The sequence below is a fragment of the Anaerolineales bacterium genome, from assembly GCA_003105035.1.
GTDB lineage: Bacteria > Chloroflexota > Anaerolineae > Anaerolineales > UBA4823 > FEB-25.
This window is the reverse complement of the sequence record PQAL01000014.1, coordinates 117890-136041: the sequence shown is the minus strand read 5'-3', so window position 1 is coordinate 136041 and position 18152 is coordinate 117890. Positions and strand designations below refer to the sequence as shown.

11 protein-coding genes are annotated in these 18152 nt (G+C 48.5%); 6 read left to right on the top strand and 5 right to left on the bottom strand.

From position 1 onward, the window contains the following. Positions 1–57: 57 nt before the first annotated feature. The 5 genes from C3F13_06995 to C3F13_06975 form a co-directional block, all read right to left on the bottom strand. Positions 58–2418 carry an arylsulfatase gene (locus tag C3F13_06995; GenBank protein ID PWB54492.1) on the bottom strand — a complete coding sequence of 787 codons (2361 nt, stop codon included), beginning with the start codon at positions 2416–2418 and terminating at the stop codon, positions 58–60. A 25-nt stretch (positions 2419–2443) separates the two neighbouring features. Beyond that, positions 2444–3982 (bottom strand): arylsulfatase, encoded by a 1539-nt coding sequence (locus tag C3F13_06990; protein ID PWB54491.1) that lies wholly within the window; start codon positions 3980–3982, stop codon positions 2444–2446. A 2-nt stretch (positions 3983–3984) separates the two neighbouring features. Then, positions 3985–5439, bottom strand: coding sequence for an anaerobic sulfatase maturase (locus tag C3F13_06985; protein PWB54497.1), 1455 nt, complete (start codon positions 5437–5439; stop codon positions 3985–3987). A 26-nt stretch (positions 5440–5465) separates the two neighbouring features. Then, positions 5466–5735, bottom strand: coding sequence for a hypothetical protein (locus C3F13_06980; protein ID PWB54490.1), 270 nt, complete (start codon positions 5733–5735; stop codon positions 5466–5468). A 111-nt stretch (positions 5736–5846) separates the two neighbouring features. Next, positions 5847–8591: a hypothetical protein gene (locus C3F13_06975; protein PWB54489.1), complete on the bottom strand. Its 2745-nt coding sequence runs from the start codon at positions 8589–8591 to the stop codon at positions 5847–5849. Between the two features lie 1120 nt (positions 8592–9711). Between C3F13_06975 and C3F13_06970 the strand changes: the two genes are divergently transcribed. From C3F13_06970 to C3F13_06945, 6 genes are all read left to right on the top strand, one after another. Further along, positions 9712–10848, top strand: coding sequence for a hypothetical protein (locus tag C3F13_06970; GenBank protein ID PWB54488.1), 1137 nt, complete (start codon positions 9712–9714; stop codon positions 10846–10848). A gap of 738 nt (positions 10849–11586) precedes the next feature. Continuing rightward, positions 11587–12717: a hypothetical protein gene (locus tag C3F13_06965; protein PWB54487.1), complete on the top strand. Its 1131-nt coding sequence runs from the start codon at positions 11587–11589 to the stop codon at positions 12715–12717. A 755-nt stretch (positions 12718–13472) separates the two neighbouring features. Then, positions 13473–14828: an ABC transporter substrate-binding protein gene (locus tag C3F13_06960; GenBank protein ID PWB54496.1), complete on the top strand. Its 1356-nt coding sequence runs from the start codon at positions 13473–13475 to the stop codon at positions 14826–14828. Positions 14829–14889: 61 nt separating this feature from the next. After that, complete coding sequence (locus tag C3F13_06955) at positions 14890–15783, top strand: sugar ABC transporter permease (GenBank protein ID PWB54486.1); 894 nt, start codon at positions 14890–14892, stop codon at positions 15781–15783. A 1-nt stretch (position 15784) separates the two neighbouring features. Next, complete coding sequence (locus C3F13_06950) at positions 15785–16618, top strand: sugar ABC transporter permease (protein ID PWB54485.1); 834 nt, start codon at positions 15785–15787, stop codon at positions 16616–16618. A gap of 11 nt (positions 16619–16629) precedes the next feature. Continuing rightward, positions 16630–17961 (top strand): glycogen debranching protein, encoded by a 1332-nt coding sequence (locus C3F13_06945; GenBank protein ID PWB54484.1) that lies wholly within the window; start codon positions 16630–16632, stop codon positions 17959–17961. Positions 17962–18152: the final 191 nt, after the last annotated feature.

The window sequence follows — 18152 nt, the reverse complement described above, 5'->3', positions numbered from 1 at the left end:
CTTGTATTCTTTTAATGACATAGTTAACTCTCCTTTATTAATCTTCAAATTGGATACTTACTGCTGCGCCATTAACATGCGCACTTTTGCATCGTCATCCACGATCAGGTCGCCCGACATATCGGTGACGACTTTCTTAATCTTTCCGGTAAACCGAAAGGGAGCCGTGTATTGGTGAGTGACAGCCTCCCCAAAATCGTAGCCGCAGCTCAAGCCTTCGATACCGAAGGCAATTGGCACGGTGACGGGGAAATCGCAAAGACCGACCAGCTCGCCGTTGATATAAAGCTGGCCGCGTCCTGGCGTTCCCTTGCCTTCGCGGACTTTTGGTGCACCAGTTGGTTCGAATTCGTAACGCAGGCTACATTCGCCCTCTGGCACATCAACCGTAGAAGTTACGGCAAATTCCTTTAGTCCCATATAGTTGTACACGTAGATAAGCTTATGATCTCGAATGTAAAGAACATATCCACCAGATACACCACCCTGCGCCAGGAGTACGCCCTCCGCACCGCCCGCAGGAATGACCACCTCGGCAGTGATGCTGTGTGGCCGGTTAAAAACCATCGGCGCCACGCTTGGATGAACCGGCGACAGATCCGGATAGAAGGTGTATTGGTTCCTCGGTAATGTCATCTGGGGACGTTCAGCAAGGATCCTTTGGAAGAGGGTACCATCCAACGGCATCACCTGGTATTTACCAGCTTCCGCATACCAGCGAGCAATCATTTCTGCGCGCTTCCCCGGCATCTTGCCAGCCAGGTTGTGAACCTCGGCAGGGTCTTTGGAAACGTGGTAAAGCTCCCAGCCGTTGGCATCCAGCTCGTCCAGCACAGCGGGTGTGATCTCATCTCCCAGATGAAGACCTTTTTCTGCGCCTTCCATGTAGCTGGGGCCTGGGAAGCCACAGACGGCTCGCCAGCCGTCATGGTCGATGGCACGCGTGGCAAACATCTCAAAATACTGGGTGTGGTGTTTTGTGGCCGCTTTGGCGTCGTTGAAGGTATGGGCAAAGCTGATTCCCTCAATCGGCGATTGGGCCACGCCGCGAATATCTTCGGGCGGCGTAATCCCAAGAGCCTCCAGGATCGTGGGTACCATGTCGATGGCATGGGCGTATTGGCCGCGGTTCTCGCCTTTGGCCTGGATGCCGGCAGGCCAGTGGACAATCAAATTATCGGTGCAGCCGCCGCGATAGACTTCTTTCTTCCAGCGACGGAAGGGGGTGTTGCCAGCCCAGGACCAGCCCCAGGGATAATGATTGTAGGAGGTTGGACTGCCTAATTGATCCATGCGCGGCAGGATATCATCGACGGTTTCATAGTAATAGTTGAAGGTGCTCATTTCATTAAAAGCGCCGTTCACACCGCCTTCCGAGCTGGCTCCATTGTCCGGGAGCATCATGATGATAGTATTATCAAGCTCGCCAATCTCCTCCAGCGTATCCAGGAGACGACCAAACTGCTGGTCACAGTGCTCCAGGAAACCGGCAAAGACCTCCATGAAATGCGCGTACAGTTTCTTCTGCTGGTCACTGAGCGTGTCCCACTCGGGCACGTCGGGGTCATGAGGCGATAACTCGGCATCGGCAGGAAAGATCCCCAGCTCTTTCTGGCGAGCAAAAACCACCTCACGGTACTTATCCCAACCCATATCAAACTTGCCTTTGTATTTTTCAATCCACTCTGGTGCCACCTGGTGGGGGGCATGTGCCGCGCCAGGCGCGTGGTAGAGGAAGAAAGGCTTGTCGGGCGCAATCACATGGGCATCCAGGATGAACTGGATGGCATGATCGACCAGGTCTTTGTCCAAATGGTAGCCTTCTTCAACCGTTTTTGGTTGGGGGATGGAGTGGTTATCATAGATCAGGTCGGGGAACCACTGGTTGGTTTCGCCGCCCATGAAGCCGTAAAAGCGTTCAAAGCCGCGCCCCAACGGCCAGCGATGGTATGGACCCGCCGGGGTGCTCTCCTCCGCGGGTGCAAGGTGCCATTTGCCGGTGCAGAAGGTGTTATAGCCGTGCTCCAGCAGCATCTCGGAGAGCATACTGTTTTGGAAGGGCATGCGGCCATCGTAGCCCGGGAAGCCGGTGGCGAATTCCATGATGCTTGCTACGCCGTTGGAATGGTGGTTGCGCCCGGTGAGAACGCAAGCACGGGTCGGAGAGCACAGGGCGGTGGTGTGCATGTTGGTATAGCGCAGGCCATTCTGCACCAGCCGGTCAAGATTAGGAGTGTTAACCAAGCCGCCAAAGGCTGACATCTGGCCATAACCGACATCATCCAGAATGAAGAAGATCACATTAGGCGCGCCTTTTTTGGCCCGCACAGGTTGAGGCCAGGCCGGTGATGATTCGGATACTGTTCTGCCAATTACGCCGGGAAAAGATGTTCCGGGTTTGTATTCTTGTAGAGTCATTTTGTTTAGCCTCATCGAAATAACACTAGTTACTGTGCATCGCCTGCTCAAGCCTGTTTAAAGCTTGATCTATGCTGAAGCTGGCGGGCTTCATGCGCGCTGGGTACTCTTTAAAGGTGTCCAGGAACTGCCTGACAAGGAACTGGGCTGCGTACATAATATAGGCATGGTCGATCATCCAGTCCCAATAGGTATTCGAGGTGATGTCAGCTCGTTCGAAGGGATCGGTACGTAGGTTAAAGATCTTGGGGAAGCGTAAAAACACAAATGGCTCTGCCCAGATGAGCACTGTACCCTGGACACGCTGTTCTGCGAAAACGACCTTCCAATTATCGTAGCGTAACGCCACCAGGTCGCCATCATCTGAGAAATAGATGATGCCTGGTCGCGGACCTTTGTCCATCTTACCCGTAAAGTAAGGCAGGAAATTTTCACCATCAATGTATAGTTTGAAATATTTCTCGCCAACCTGATACCCTTTCTTCAGCTTTTCAGCGATGTCCGGATCACCTGCTGCAGCCACAAGCGTCGGCAGCCAGTCGGTATGGCTGATAATCTCATTGGAAACTGTACCGGCTTTGATCTTTCCCGGCCAGCGGATCAGCTCAGGCACGCGGAAGGCGCCTTCCCAGTTTGAGTTCTTCTCGTTGCGGAAGGGAGTCATGGCTCCATCTGGCCAGGTGTTCATGTGCGGGCCATTGTCGGTGGAATACACCACAATCGTATCTTCAGCAATTCCCAGCTCGTCCAGGAGATCCAGCATCTGACCGACATGCTTATCGTGCTCGACCATGGCATCATGGTAGAAAGACTGCCAGCGACCCGCCTGCCCGAGGATCTCATCGGGTGGATGGACGCGGAAGTGCATCCAGGTGGTGTTGAGCCAGACGAAGAACGGCTGGTCGTTGGTATGAGCGCGCTGGATAAAGTCCTGGGCGGCAGCGACGAACTCCGTGTCGCAAGTCTGCATACGTTTTTTGGTTAACGGACCAGTATCAACAATCTTTTGCTTGCCCACGCGACCCCAGCGCGGCTGCTCGGTGGGATCATCAAAATCGGTTGCCCAGGAATGAATCACGCCACGTGGACCAAAGATTTTTTTGAAGTTAGGAAAATCCTCTTCAGGCGGATAATCCACGTTTTCAGGCTCTTCTTCAGCGTTCAAGTGATATAAATTTCCTAAGAACTCGTCGAATCCATGCGCAGTGGGCAGGTACTTGTTCAGATCGCCAAAATGGTTCTTACCGAACTGGCCAGTGGCATATCCTAACGGTTTGAGCAGCTCTGCGATCGTGGCGTCTTCGGCCTGCAGACCGATGTCCACACCCGGCATGCCCACTTTGGTAAGCCCGGTACGGTAGGGGTTTTGCCCAGTAATAAAAGCTGCTCGCCCAGCAGTGCAGCTTTGCTGCCCATAGGAGTCGGTGAAGCGCATGCCCTGATCGGCAATTCGGTCGATATTTGGAGTGCGGTAACCCATCAGACCATCGCTGTAACAGCTCAGGTTGGTGATCCCGATATCATCACCCCATATGACTAGAATATTAGGTTTTCCGTTTGGCATTATTATGTTCCTTCCTGATCAGTATTTGAGAATGTCTCGAGAGGTTGAGTCAATCGTGCTTGGTTGTGCAGCCTGGTAATACTTTTATTTTCAGATATCTGGGTCCTTGTCCTGGATTGCAAAGGCGGAGGTGGACTGATTGGCGCATGAGATGCCACCCTGCCATGGCACAACCTGAACTTTAGCCCGCTGCCACATGGGCAGGGATCCAGGCGGTGCACGCCACTATACGTTCGCTCAAGGACCTCCATCACCTCCCTCGCTTCGCGACCACGCCGGATCAGACCAGCCATGATCTTCATTGGAAAGTCAGCATGGTGGAAAAATTTCATCAATCCAGCGCACAGGTAGTTGAGGCCTGGTTCACCGTTTGGGGCAACCAGGAAACGGTTCTTGGGACACTCACCGTGGCAGGCAAAGCGTACATCGCAAGACTGACATGCCTGCGGTAAAGTGCTGCGCTTATCCAGGCCAAACTTCACCTGTTTTAGCGAGCCCATCAGCTCGAGCATGGGGGTATGTTCGATATTCCCGAGCAGGTAATTCGGCTCAACGAAGTGATCGCAGGCATACAGGTCACCATTATGTTCCAACGCGGGGCCAGCTCCACAGGTTTCGTTGAACACGCACATGCCAGAAGATGGCAGGCTCAGCCAATTGCGCAAAGTAGCTTCAAAGCTCTGAACGAAGATGTTCCCAACATCATGCCGCACCCACTCATCAAAGATGGTGGAAAGAAAATGACCAAACTGCTCTGGCAGTACAGAGCGTTCGGAAACGGTCGTCCCCTCCTGGTAAAGGGTCAGACCGATAGAATTTATCCTCTCCACGACCGGGATGAACTGGATCCAGTGTGTGCCAACCTCATCGCGCAGGAAGTGATATACCTCTAGCGGATAATCCCCATTGAGCCGGTTGACCGTGGTCAGCACATTGAACTCGACCGAGTGTTTCTGTAAAAGTCGAACACCTCGCATCACTCGTTCGAAAGTGGGTCGCCCGCCTTTATCCAGGCGATAAGCGTTGTGCAGCCAGGCTGGTCCATCCAGGCTGATGCCAATCAAGAAATCGTGTTCCTTAAAAAACGCCGCCCATTCATTGTCCAGGAGCGTGCCGTTAGTTTGCATGCTATGGAGAAAACTCATCCCTGGACGGCGATATTTCTCAGCCAGCACCAGCGCTTTCCGATAAAAGTCTAACCCCATCAGCGTTGGCTCCCCGCCCTGCCAGGCGATGTTCACCACATCTGCCTGGTGCGATTCGATGAGCTGGCGAATGTATTGCTCTAGCAGCGTATCACTCATACGGAATTGGCTACCGGGATAGAGTGCTTCTTTATCCAGGAAAAAACAGTAGGCGCAATCGAGGTTACAGGTCGCGCCAGTGGGTTTTGCCAGCAAGTGGAAAGCTGGTGGAGCAGCGGATGGCCGATCAGGCAGGGCGGAAGATAGATTCAATGGGAAGCTACCTTTCAACGCCGTTCTCAGTGGATCGTTTCATCTTCTTCAATCCGCTCCACAGTCAGGATGACAACGCCGAGGTTGTTCAGCAGCTCAAGTAGACCTCCCAGTGCAGCCTGATCTGCCAACCAGCCGCAGATCATTGTTACCTGGGGATAACGTCCCCATGCAGTGGACGTGATAGTTAAACCATGCAAGTATTCGTGCCAGGATTTCCTCAGGTTACCCTGGATTCGTATCTGGTAATAACCCGGTCGATCGAATGGATAACGGTGATTGATCTCCTCAGCCATGGGCTCCTCTTTTTTCGGGGTAACCCAAGAATAGCTGGTTCCAACCAACCAGTCATGCAATAAATTTATCTATTTTTTATTTATTTTTAAGCTGGAGAGGAAAAAGTTCACCTACGGGCGTCGGGAGAGGATTCCAAGCATTTCAGCGCTGGCGACAGCCTGGCGCTTGTTGATGACATTCAATTTGCGATAAATGTGGTGGGTATGCTGCTGGACTGTGCTCGGAGATATACAAAGCCTGGAGGAGATTTCATTGATGCTCAACCGGTCCGACAACAGTTCGAGGACATCCAGCTCACGCCTGGTGAGCAATGTATGGATTGGGCTCAGATTGGCAGGCTCTGTAGGGGAACCTTCGGGAGATACATAACCATCAATGATTAAAGCGATGTACTCGCGTAAACCTGCATCATTTTTTAAGCTCGGAGATAACTCATGTAGCAGCCCAAGCATCTCTGGCCCCTGCTTGACAAATGAATGGATAAATCCACCCGGTTGACCAAGTCGCAGCGCACGCTCCAGGCTATTCAGTGCAGCAGCACGTTTTCCTTGCCTGACAAGCCAGGTAGCACGCATTACCAGAGAGCGGATCAATGTAAAGGTATTGTGCGTTCGTGCAGATAGATTCTCTACTTCATCCAGGAACCGACCGATCTCTTGCATGGTTTCTGGTTGGTTTAACTGCATCAGGATCTTTGCTTTGTAAAATTGAGGGATGTGCTGCCAGACAATCGCTTGCTGTGCGATGGGAAAATTGAATGATTCTGCCCAACGACGAGCTTCCATACGCTTGCCGCCCTGCAAGTCTAACCATGCCACCAGTGCGTTCATTGGTGCAGGTGTAGCTTCCATTTGCTCGCTGAAAAGATCTTTGAGAGAATGGAGCGATTGCCGGGCAAGCTCGTGCTGGCCCATGGCTTCCAGCACAAATATATAGCCTCCAATGGACTCTACTGAACAGAATAGGTTCGTGTTAAAACCGATATCGATCACTAGCTTATAATATCTGGCTGCCAGCTCAAGCTGGTTCCATTCCTGGTAGACCCGTCCCAGCAGGTAATAGCCCCATCCCAACATAATTAACAGGTTAAGCGCCTTCGCATTGCTTACCAGGACTTCAGAAGTTTGCCGGCAGAGCTCCAGCTGTCCTTGTAATAAGTGGCTGACCGCGAGACTGAACAACAACCTCTTGCCGTACGTTGTACGTTGTTTGTGCAAGCTATCATATTCCCTGGTAAAAGACTCAACCATCTGTTCGTACTGGCCTTCCATGGTCATGGCTAAGCCGAGGTAAACCATGGCGTTACCGCGCGCAAACAGCCAGGTTTCGGGCAGGGCGTTAAATGCTTGTCGGGTAAGCGGGATGGCCTTACTGCCCTGGTTAGTCATATAGAATAAGACGCTGTTCAACATCCAAATATGCGCTTGGACGAGCTGGTGCGGGATAACTTCAAAACCGGGCAAAGACACATCGTTTACAGTGCTTCCATCCTGCAGCAGAGCAGCATCCAGCATGACCTGGATCCTGTCGATTAGTGAGCGTATCACCGCCAGACGCAAGCCGAAATGGGCGGACCAGGCCTGCATCAATAAAAGCACGGGGCGGGAAGCGATGATATTTTCCGGAAATATTGCCAGGCGACGTTTGATACCTTCGGAATCCTCGACGTTGAGCAGATCACCAAACTGGCTCTCTACCAGCTGTGCTGCTTTGTTCCAATCCTGTAATACGATCAAGTGGTGTAGCGCAGCGTCCAGTAAACCCTGGCGAATCAGCCATTCGGACGCCCGCCGGTGAATCAGAGCAACATGCTCATGCGAGAAGGCTGTGCGCTGGCGTGATAGAAGCAGCTGGCGAAACAGATGGTGGTATCGGAAGTAGATACGTTGGTGGTCGATAGGAACCAAGAAAATCCCGGATGATTCAATTTTTTCAAGCAGTGTCTGGATGTATGCTTCGCTTTGATTAGTGTCAAATACCTCATGCAGCATGGAAGCGTTAAACTGGTCAAAGGTAGCAGTCATGAGCAGGAAGTCCTGGATCTCGCGCGTCTGGTTATTAAATACCTGGTCTAACAGGTAATCACTCACCTGCCTATCTGCTTCATCCAATTGTGCAAGCAGCTGCTCAGGCTGCACATTTTTCCTCAAGCTGATGGCTGCCAGGGCCAGGCCAGCAGCCCAACCTTCAGTTTTCTCTTCAAGTTTGGATATAACATCAGCATTTATAGGAACATCAACATTCAGGCTAAAATAAGCACGAGCTTCAGCATCAGTAAAGCGCAAATCAGCCGTTCCGATCTCCACAACCATGTTCTTGACCTTTAGCCGCGAGAATGAAATCGGCGGATTTCTCCTGGCAGCCAGGATCAGGTGCATTGGTTGAGCTTCATATTGCAGCAGTTCGGAAAGGATCATATCAATGGCGGGAATGTTGTATAGATGATAATCGTCTATCGATAAGACAAAGGGCGTATTCTCCAATTGCTCCAGGTCACTCATCAACGAACTTGTCCAGACGGTTGTTGGAACAGGAGAATGAGCAGATAATAAATGATCAGTTTTCTGTAAACACCCAGGGAAGAGCTGACGAAGCGTGGCAACGATTCCTGACATAAACAGGGGAACATCCTGGACACTTTCGTCTCCCTGTAGCCAGGCATTAGGTAGCTGGCAATGTTCCAACCACTGGGTCAACAGGATGGTCTTGCCAAACCCAGCTGGTGCAGAGATAAGAGCAAGAGGCTTGTTGAGAACCTGGTCAAGTTTCTCCAATAATCGTGGTCGATCGATCGATCCTGAGATGACGTGCGGCCGATGAAGCTTTAATGTCGGGAATGTAGATTGATAATCCATATTATCTACCGGTTTTACTTCTGTTAAATACCCTCACATCAGTAAAAAGATAATCTTGCCTGGCAGTTACAATCAGTCAAGAATAGTATTCACACACGTTATTAGATAGTCGCTAAAAAAAATTTTACCATAATTCACCCAAGTTCGAATTTACCAGCTGTATCTATTTGATCTTATTATGTCAAATCCAGACATATCAGGACCTGAAACGGCACAGTGACATGAGCGGATTTAAAGGACCATTATAGATAAGGCGAGAAGGGGTCTTTGCCTTGAAAACCAAGGATTTAGGCTGATTTTTACTTGGGTTTCCTCGCTCTGAACAGGGCTGCAGGCTGCCTACCCCCGTTGATAATAATCCGATACAGTTGTGACACAGATGTGTTGTTATGCAGTGGATTTAAAAGACATTCTGGAGATATTTTGCCGCATAAATTGGATACTTTGGACGATAAAAAATAAACAAGCGGTGGATCACTAGTTTTAGGACTTCGGATCAGACGGTTGTGGGTTCGAATCCCGCCGGGGGCGCCTATATATGGGGGATATTGATTGGTAAACCACCACATATAGCCATATTTGGATAAGCAAGCAAACATTTTAGCGCCATTTTAGCGCCATTAATAACTTCGCAAAATGACCTTGTGTAGAAATACCGATCTCATAAAAATCAATAAAGAAAAAAGCTGCACGATTGCTTCGTCCCACCTCTCAGGTGCCCAGGCGGTGCCTTATCGGGTCGTCTATACTTGGGGAAAGTATAATTGTTGATACCCCTATGTTCACTTATCGATTTCTTACCCCCTCTTTATAACCGGCTTTCAAATGAGTTGGCTCAAAGTAATTTAATACCTTCCACGATCTACTTACATAATCGTTCAACAACTATTAGTCCCCTACCAGGTCAAGAAGTTCTTTTCGGTGATAGCATGCCAGCCTCGATGTATAATATTTATAAGGCTGATATATAGCCATTATGCCGCAAGGTGGCTTGTTGTTCAATGATGGTGCTTTAGTTAATTACGCTTGATAGTCTTCATTAGCAAGAAGTCTTGTGTCTGCTGAATGAAATGAGTATATGAGTAATCGCTGATTATAGGCAAATGATCTAAGGAGGTAAATGATGGGGCTATATACAAGAAACAAAATAACTCAAAATTCGAAAATACACCAACCCTTGCTCCTCCAGGGGACTCCATTTGAGCGTGGCTTAATACACGGCGAGACGCTCCGCAGCCAGATCCTCGAGGTAATCAACCGGTGGAAGGATGAAATGGTTCATATATATCAGGTGGATGCTGATGAGGTTGTACACCGGTTTGTCAATGGTACCAACTTTATCCCGGCCATTGAGCGCTGGACGCCTGATTTGTTAGATGAGGTTCGGGGCATCGCTGCTGGAGCTGATATATCTTGGGAGACCATGCTGGCTTTTCAACTCTTAGACGAGATGTGGAGTAACGAGGACGTGATTTTTAAAGAGCACTGCAGCAGCCTGGGTTTTTCCGCTCAAGGCTCCGAGCCAGCCTATGTGGCTCAGAACATCGATGTTGAGTCGTATCGGGACGGATTCCAGGTCTTGCTGCAAATCAAGTACGCTGATTCCGATCTTGAGTTGTTTGTCCTCAGCACAGCCGGATTGATCGGTTTCAATGGAATGAACAACCATTCCATCGGTATTTGCTGCAATGCCTTGACGCCACTCCGCGGTTGTAGTGATGGTCTCCCGGTAGCCTGCGTCGTCCGAGGCGTTTTGCAGCAGCGAACCGTGCAGGAGGCGGTGACGTTTTTACAAACTATTCGCCATGCATCCGGGCAAAACTATATTGTTGGAGGGATTGGTGGAGTGTTCGATCTGGAATGCTCAGCTAACCAGATCATCCAGTTCGAACCCACAGAACCGCCCAATGTCGTCTGGCACACCAACCACCCCCTGGCAAATAACGACTACAACCCGTGGTACAAAGCTGAAAATAATCTGTTCCTCCCTAACAGCACCACACGTTACCAGAGCATGGAGCAACAACTGGTCCATTCATCCCAGGGCATGCGCTTGGAGCAAATCAAAGAGATCCTGACCTCTAAGGATTCAAAAGAGCACCCAATCTGTGGTTCTAAAGGCGCAGACGAGTTATTTACCAAATTAGGAATGTTCACCTTTGCCTCGACGATCATGGTTCTCGGGAACGAGCCAGCGCTCTATGCCAGCTATGGCCCGCCGAATATTGCGCCATACCACCGATTCGTATTCGTATAAAGCTGAAGTTCCATATGCCATCTCGCTGAAGCTGACAGTAATCCATCTTCCCCGCTCCAGTCCATTGTAGGCTGGGTAGATAGGGGCACTCTTCCGACCGAAACCCAACATTAATTTCTACCCAATAGGTAGAGCATCCTTCTTCGGATCAGACGGTTGTGGGTTCGATCCGTCGAAGAACACGACAGGTAGCCCCGCTGGGGGCGCCAATTTTACTCGATAAAATTGAGCTGATTCCAGAATTTTTTTCCCAGAAGACCGAATTAAAGCACAATTAAAGCACAATCAGAATGCTCCCAGGATTATTCCTGGTGAAAAAAATAGCCCGGTCTCCAAATCGCCCTGGAGGCCAGTTTCATATGCAGATGATAATCAGCATGATAAATATTACTTTCCCCAAGTTATTGATATTAACCCACAAAAGTGCTATAGTATTGTTTAGACAAATGTTTGGGGGGATTCCCATATAATAGGGAGGGGTGAATGCGTAGGATATATCTATTTACCTCGATCATATGTATCTTACTTGTGTCATGCAATATTGCATCACCAACTGCGACTGCTGAGAATATAATCGCGGCGTTATGGACTGCGACTATCTCGCCAACTGCAACTACTACAATAACACCGACTTCCACTGTTACACCGACACGAGCTTTCACACCTACCTCGACAGATACACACACTCCAACAGCAACTCCGATTGGAGGTGGAAATCTGCAAATCGCTTTTATTGGTATGGATGACCAAGGGAACTATTCGCTTTATTTAGGAAATTTGGACACAAATGAATACACAGCTGTTGTTCCAATTTCATATGAGCAAGGACCATCACTGGAGTGGCAAAGCCCTTTTGACTGGATAGGAGGCGGAGGAATTTCGATCGCCTGGTCGCCTGACGGGAGCAAGATTTTATTCAGCACAGGTGCCAGTCAGGCAGACGAAGTCAGGTTATTGGATGTAAGTTCTGGGGAGATTACCGTCTTACAGGCGATCCCAGACGGTTCAGCTGTCACACAAATAATGTGGTCTTCTTATGACGGACCACTAGTTGCTTATGAATTAGCAGCGTGCAGGAATGGTTGTCAAGGGGCTGTTTTTATAGCAGATACTTCAGACGGAAATGTGATTAAGCTAGCGGATATTTCTCAAATTCGGAGTCTTTTGGGCTGGTCACCAGAGGGAAATGAATTATTCTATCAGGATGATCAAATCATAAGATATGACCCGCTCACTAAATCAAAAAAAGTTTTGGAGCAACCCGTATATGTTGAGCACAGGTGGGGCATCTGGTATATCCCTGAAATTGGTGCCTATATGAGCAATCCCGACTTTCATAATAATGATTGTGGTCATTTTTATTATATTTACCTCAAAGGAACAACAACTCCTCATTCAATCTGTACTACGCCTTGGGGGTGGAGTGGTCATCATACGACAATATCCCCAGACGGGAAATGGCTATTAATTCAAGGCTTCCAAGGTTGGGGACCAGATGATGCATTTTTATTCAATATAGACGATTTATCGCAGAAAAACCTGGGTACCTCGTTGCTTTGGCTGCTCGGGTGGTCACCTGACCGTAGCAGTCTTATCACTGTGATTTACACCGATGGAGGTAGAGAAATAGCACAAAATATATGGCAGGAATCTGGAATGTCAACAGATTTTCAGAGCAACTACCAAGAATATGCTTCAAAATTTGATTTCAATTTGTCATCTATACTACAAATCGCGATTATAAATAACGAAACAGGCGAACTGATGAATATTTATCAATTTCCATCTGATATACGTATAATGCTATCTAGGAACATTGATGTAGATATTGGCTATGGACTTGGCATAAACTGGCTATTACAACCTTAATATTATAAGTTGATGTCCGTTCATATAGTCACATGACAATTCTATAAAACCATGACTTAGTTCAGGTATTGTCGTGCTCGATACGATATACCACATTACGAATCCTCCCATATCAACAAAATACACCAACTCCACTAGCGAATAAACTATGATCTAGCTAAGATCTTATATGAAAGATATCTGATAAACTCATGAGCTATTATTACTTGTCTCGATAAATTTATATCCGAGAAATCTATAGTTTAACGACTCTCATCATCGATGACGGGATTGGGATTCACTTTGAGAATCGCCAGTGATACGTTGCCCTCAAGAAGGCTATCCCGCATGAACTTCGGATCAGACGGTTGTGCGTAGTACCGATCGGTATTTGATTGAGAAGTTCGATCCGCTGAAAATCACGGCAGTTCGGGCAAAGCCCGGATCCAAAACCAGGGGTGGCCCCGGCGGGGGCGCCTTCTTTATGCAAAGCTGCATGGGAACCTATCTCCACTCCCCATCTGCCCAGGCGATGCCCTAAATAGTCATCGACACCGAGCGTATCGAGCGAAGCGAAGTTCAATTATTGATACCCCCATGTTTACTTATGGTCTCAACCACCTCTGAATCCCGTTTTTAAACGAGCAGGGAAAAATTTGAGCCGCATTGGTATTCAAGCAGAAAGTAAATCGCTTAACACCCTTATGATATACTTTTAAGGCAGTTCAAAATATCATTAAAAGTATTTACATATGAGGAGAGATCAGATGAAAAATATTTGGAAATTCATTTCTTTCATGGTGCTGGCAGCTATGGTTTTGACAGCCTGTGCACCGGCAGCCACACAAACTCCGGTTACAGAAGCGCCCGCAACCACAGCCCCTGACGTGACCTTAACAACTGCTCCCGAGACGGTTACATTGATTGTCTGGGATCAGTTCTACCGGGATGTCGAGACCCAGGTGATGGACACGTTGAATGCTGAGTTCGAGGCAGCCCACCCGGGAGTCAAGATTGAACGGGTAGTCAAGACCATGGATGACCTGAAAGCAACTCTTAAACTAGCTCTTGGTGAGGCTGATGGTCCTGATGTTGCCCAGGTGAACCAGGGTCGTCCAGATATGGGAGCTTTTGTTGAGGCAGGTCTATTGCTGCCTTTAAATAATTATGCCACCCAGTATAACTGGAGCGAACGCTTCTCATCCTCGGTGAATAATCGCAACAGTTTCTCCGAAGATGGGAAGACATTTGGAAGCGGTAATCTTTATGGGGTGAGCCCCACCGCTGAAGTGGTGGGTGTCTATTACAATAAAAACATGTTCAGCAAATATGGATGGGATATCCCCACTACTTTTGATGAATTCACCCAGCTGCTAGCAGACATCAAGACCGCAGGTGAAACACCTATCGCTTTCGGATTACTGGATGGTTGGCCTGGGATCCACGAATTCAGTGCAGTAGCGGACACGCTGGTAACCGGTGAATATCTGGATAATTTTGTTTATGGTGTCAATAATGTCAGCTTTGATACCCCGGAAAACCAGGAAGCCGCCAAGATCATACAGGAGTGGGTGGATGCTGGTTATTTCACCGATGGATTCATGGGAATTGGTTATGATGACGTGAATAAGCTTTTCAAATCAGGTCAGGGAGCCATGACCATTACAGGCTCTTGGTTGGCACCAGAGCTACTCGTGGATACTGATCAGGAATTTGGCTTCTTTCTGCTACCACAAAAAACTGCAGATGCCAAACAGCTGGCAGTCGGTGGTGTTGGCATTCCATTTGCTATTCGCAAAAGCACTGCCAACCCTGACTTGGCTGCTGAATACCTGGATTGGATGATCAGCCCACGGGCGGCCCAATTATGGGTAGGGATCAGTTATGTTCCTGCCATGCCCCTTCCAGCTGATTTCACTTTGGAAGTGGGCTCGCTCTTTACCGACACGGTGCTAGCCTGGAACCGCATCAACCAGGATAATGGTGTAGGTCATTATATTGACTGGGCAACTCCGACGTTCTATGACACGATTGTTTCCCAGCTTCAAAAGTTATTTGCTAATGAAATTGACCCAGCGACCTTCACCGCCGAGGTTGAAAAAGACTATAGCGCATTCCTTTCAGGTCAGTAACCACATCAGAATTCATGCCATCAGAAGAATTGACTTCTGATGGCATGAATTTTATATCAGAATGAACAATCGTAATCCATGGCCGGGGGAATCAAAGTTCCTGGGCTGGCTTTATTTATTTCCTGGGCTGGTTATCTATGTGCTTTTCATCCTTTACCCGATCGTCGAAACTTTCCGGCTGAGTTTTTTCGAGTGGGACGGTTTCAGCTCTAACCGCTTGTTCATTGGACTTCAGAATTACGCCGAAATATTCCAGCGTGGGCAATTTTTATCAGCCCTTGTGCATAACCTGATCTTTATCATTTTCTACTGCTTCATCCCCATCTTTATTGGATTAGTACTGGCAAGCCTATTAGGGCGGAGGGCATTACCAGGGATGGCTTTTTACAGAGCGGGGTTGTTCCTGCCACAAGTATTGAGCATGGTGGTCGTGGGTGTCGTATGGCGCTGGATCTTTAATCCAGCATTTGGACCATTAAATATTCTATTGAAAACCATCGGATTGAAAGCATGGGCTCTCCCCTGGCTCGGAGATTCAACTTGGGCATTACCGGCAATAGGTTTGATTGGAAGCTGGGTGCAGTATGGCTTTTGCATGGTGCTTTTTCTGGCGGGCATGCAACGTATACCATTAGAATTTTATGAGGCAGCCGAGCTGGATGGGGCAAACGAAGTCCAGCAATTGATTTATATTTCTATACCCAGCCTGCGTCCTGAAATGGGGGTAGCCCTGATCACCACAGTGATCGCAGCGTTGAGGGTGTTCGACCTCGTTTTTGTTACCACTCGCGGTGGACCTGGTGATGCAACACTCGTAACCTCATTTTTAGTTTACCGGGCAGCTTTTCAGCAGAATCGTATTGGCTATGCCGCAGCAGTCGCCACAATCATGACCTGTGTCATTCTGCTGATCTCCTACGGTATCACGCGCTTCCAAGCCAAAGCAGAGACATAATATGATCCTAAAACCGCGACAATTGCGTTTGATACCGAATTATGTGCTGCTTTCAATATTTCTCCTGATAATATTGCTTCCAATCATCGGGATTGTCCTGAGTGCTTTTAAAACCGACTCTGAGATCATTAAAGGGCCTTTCAGTCTGCCTGCGCAGTTTCGTTTGGATAGTTTTGTGGACGCATGGACTGCCGGACACTTTAATATGTATTTCCGCAGCAGTGTAATCGTATCCACGGTCGTTGTGACTGTCAGTGTCTTCTTATCCATCTTGATTGGTTTTGCTTTTGGGCTCCTGAGATTCCCACTGCAGCGTTTACTCTATATCGTCTTACTGATTGGTTTCATGGTTCCTTTCGAAGCGGTGGTTATCCCACTGTACCATGCAATGCACAGGCTTGGCTTGACGGATACATACTGGGCACTAATCCTTCCCCAGATCGGGCAGAGCATCAGTTTCGGCACTTTATGGATGACCAGCTTCTTCCGAAGTGCACCACAGGAGTTGATTGACGCTTCTGCGCTGGATGGTTGCTCACGCTGGCAAAGCCTGTGGAAGGTGTTGTTTCCTATCGCCAAACCTGCTGTGTTGACCCTGCTGGTATTGTTTTTTATGTGGACATGGAATGAATTCCTCCTGGCACTTGTAATGGTTCAGGACGAGAGCTTACGCACGCTTCCTGTAGGCTTAGCATTTTTCCAGGGGCGATATACTTCCAACATCCCGTTAATGGCAGCCGGCTCGATCATTGTCGCCGGCCCGATTGTGCTGGTGTATATTGTATTCCAGCGTTACTTCATCAAAGGGCTCCTCGGAGGGGCGGTGAAGGGATAAGGAAACTAAAAATGCATACTAAACTTATCGCAGAAGCACGGAATCGTGCAGTAGAAGTGCTCCTGAAATGCGCAGATCGATCCGGTTTTCGTGCTTCAGGAAATTCAATTGGATACCCTCAAGTATGGGGGCGTGATAGTGCGATAATATTCCTGGGAGCACTCGCTAGTGGGGAAGAGGAGCTGATTGCAGCCGGGCGCCATTCACTTGACACGCTCAGCGCCTATCAATCACCTCATGGTCTCATACCATTGAATGTTAATCCAGACACAGGCTATGTCAGCTCCGAAAACGCGGGGGCTTGCGATACCAACCTATGGTACATCCTGGGTCGTTATATGGATTTTTGCTTCACCCATGACAAGAAAGTTTTGCGAGAAAGCTGGAGCAGTATTGAACAGGCATTGTTATGGCTCCAGTACCAGGATATGAATGAGTGCGGACTTCTTGAAATACCCGAAGCTGGGAATTGGATGGACCTGCTCGATGTACGCTACAATACACTTTACGATAATGTGCTGTACTACGCTGCCACTCTGGCTTACGAAGATATGAGTCGTCAGATATCGTCGGATGGGTTCTTCCAGGGGAATTGTATCTCGGCGGAATGTATTCATGAGCGGATCAATCTCCTTATGTGGATAGACCGTTGTTGGGTGGCTTCACACTTCGCTGAGCATTTGGAAAAGTTAAAAGCCATCCGCCTGGAATGGTTCATGCTCTATCATAATATTGGCACGATATCCAGTCGTCCATACTACCTGCCATGGGTGGCATTTCGTGATTATGGCGATTGGTGCGATGGGCTGGCAAACTTACTGGCAATCCTAACCGGTATTGCTGATGGCAATCGTTCCAATCACATATTGCGTTATATGCTTCAGGTTGGTATGGCTGACCCGTACCCCACCAAGGCTATTCATCCGCCAATCTATCCTGGGGAGCCGCATTGGCGAGAATATTATCGTAGCCGAAACCTAAACCTTCCCCACCAATATCACAATGGCGGTATCTGGCCGATGATTGGTGGTTTTCATGTTGCTGCTCTGGTTCGTTGCGGCTGGCAGTCCGATGCTGAACAACATTTGGATTCGCTCACAAACTGTGTAAAGCAGGGCAATCAAGGTAGCTGGGGTTTCAATGAGTGGATGCATGGCAGCAGTGGGCGACCTATGGGGTACGAGCAGCAAGGTTGGTCAGCGGCGCTATATCTGTTAGCGGAATCTACCGTACGCACTGGAAAAATCATCCTATTTGACAATCTATTGGCTTTAAAGCCAGCTTCGGCAGTGGCAGCCGAACAAAATGAGATCGTGGATAAAATTGGAGGCGGTCCGGAGTAAAGACCCAATTAATCGAAGTATTTACTCCATAAGAAACGAACAGACTCAAACAATACTTATTCGATTTGTTTTTACCTCAAATATTTCTTGGTGCCATAAAATGACTCTACGTGGACTTTGGTGAGTTGTGTAGACAATTTTCTAAATCAGAAGTAATTTCCGTTAGGTTATTTGGTACAATGTCATTTCGC

Bases quoted from the DNA above. Each gene is read 5' to 3' on its own strand.
- C3F13_06995 (PWB54492.1), bottom strand. From the start codon at position 2,418: ATGACTCTACAAGAATACAAACCCGGAACATCTTTTCCCGGCGTAATT.
- C3F13_06990 (PWB54491.1), bottom strand. From the start codon at position 3,982: ATGCCAAACGGAAAACCTAATATTCTAGTCATATGGGGTGATGATATC.
- C3F13_06980 (PWB54490.1), bottom strand. From the start codon at position 5,735: ATGGCTGAGGAGATCAATCACCGTTATCCATTCGATCGACCGGGTTAT.
- C3F13_06975 (PWB54489.1), bottom strand. From the start codon at position 8,591: ATGGATTATCAATCTACATTCCCGACATTAAAGCTTCATCGGCCGCAC.
- C3F13_06970 (PWB54488.1), top strand. From the start codon at position 9,712: ATGATGGGGCTATATACAAGAAACAAAATAACTCAAAATTCGAAAATA.
- C3F13_06965 (PWB54487.1), top strand. From the start codon at position 11,587: ATGGATGACCAAGGGAACTATTCGCTTTATTTAGGAAATTTGGACACA.
- C3F13_06955 (PWB54486.1), top strand. From the start codon at position 14,890: ATGAACAATCGTAATCCATGGCCGGGGGAATCAAAGTTCCTGGGCTGG.
- C3F13_06950 (PWB54485.1), top strand. From the start codon at position 15,785: ATGATCCTAAAACCGCGACAATTGCGTTTGATACCGAATTATGTGCTG.
- C3F13_06945 (PWB54484.1), top strand. From the start codon at position 16,630: ATGCATACTAAACTTATCGCAGAAGCACGGAATCGTGCAGTAGAAGTG.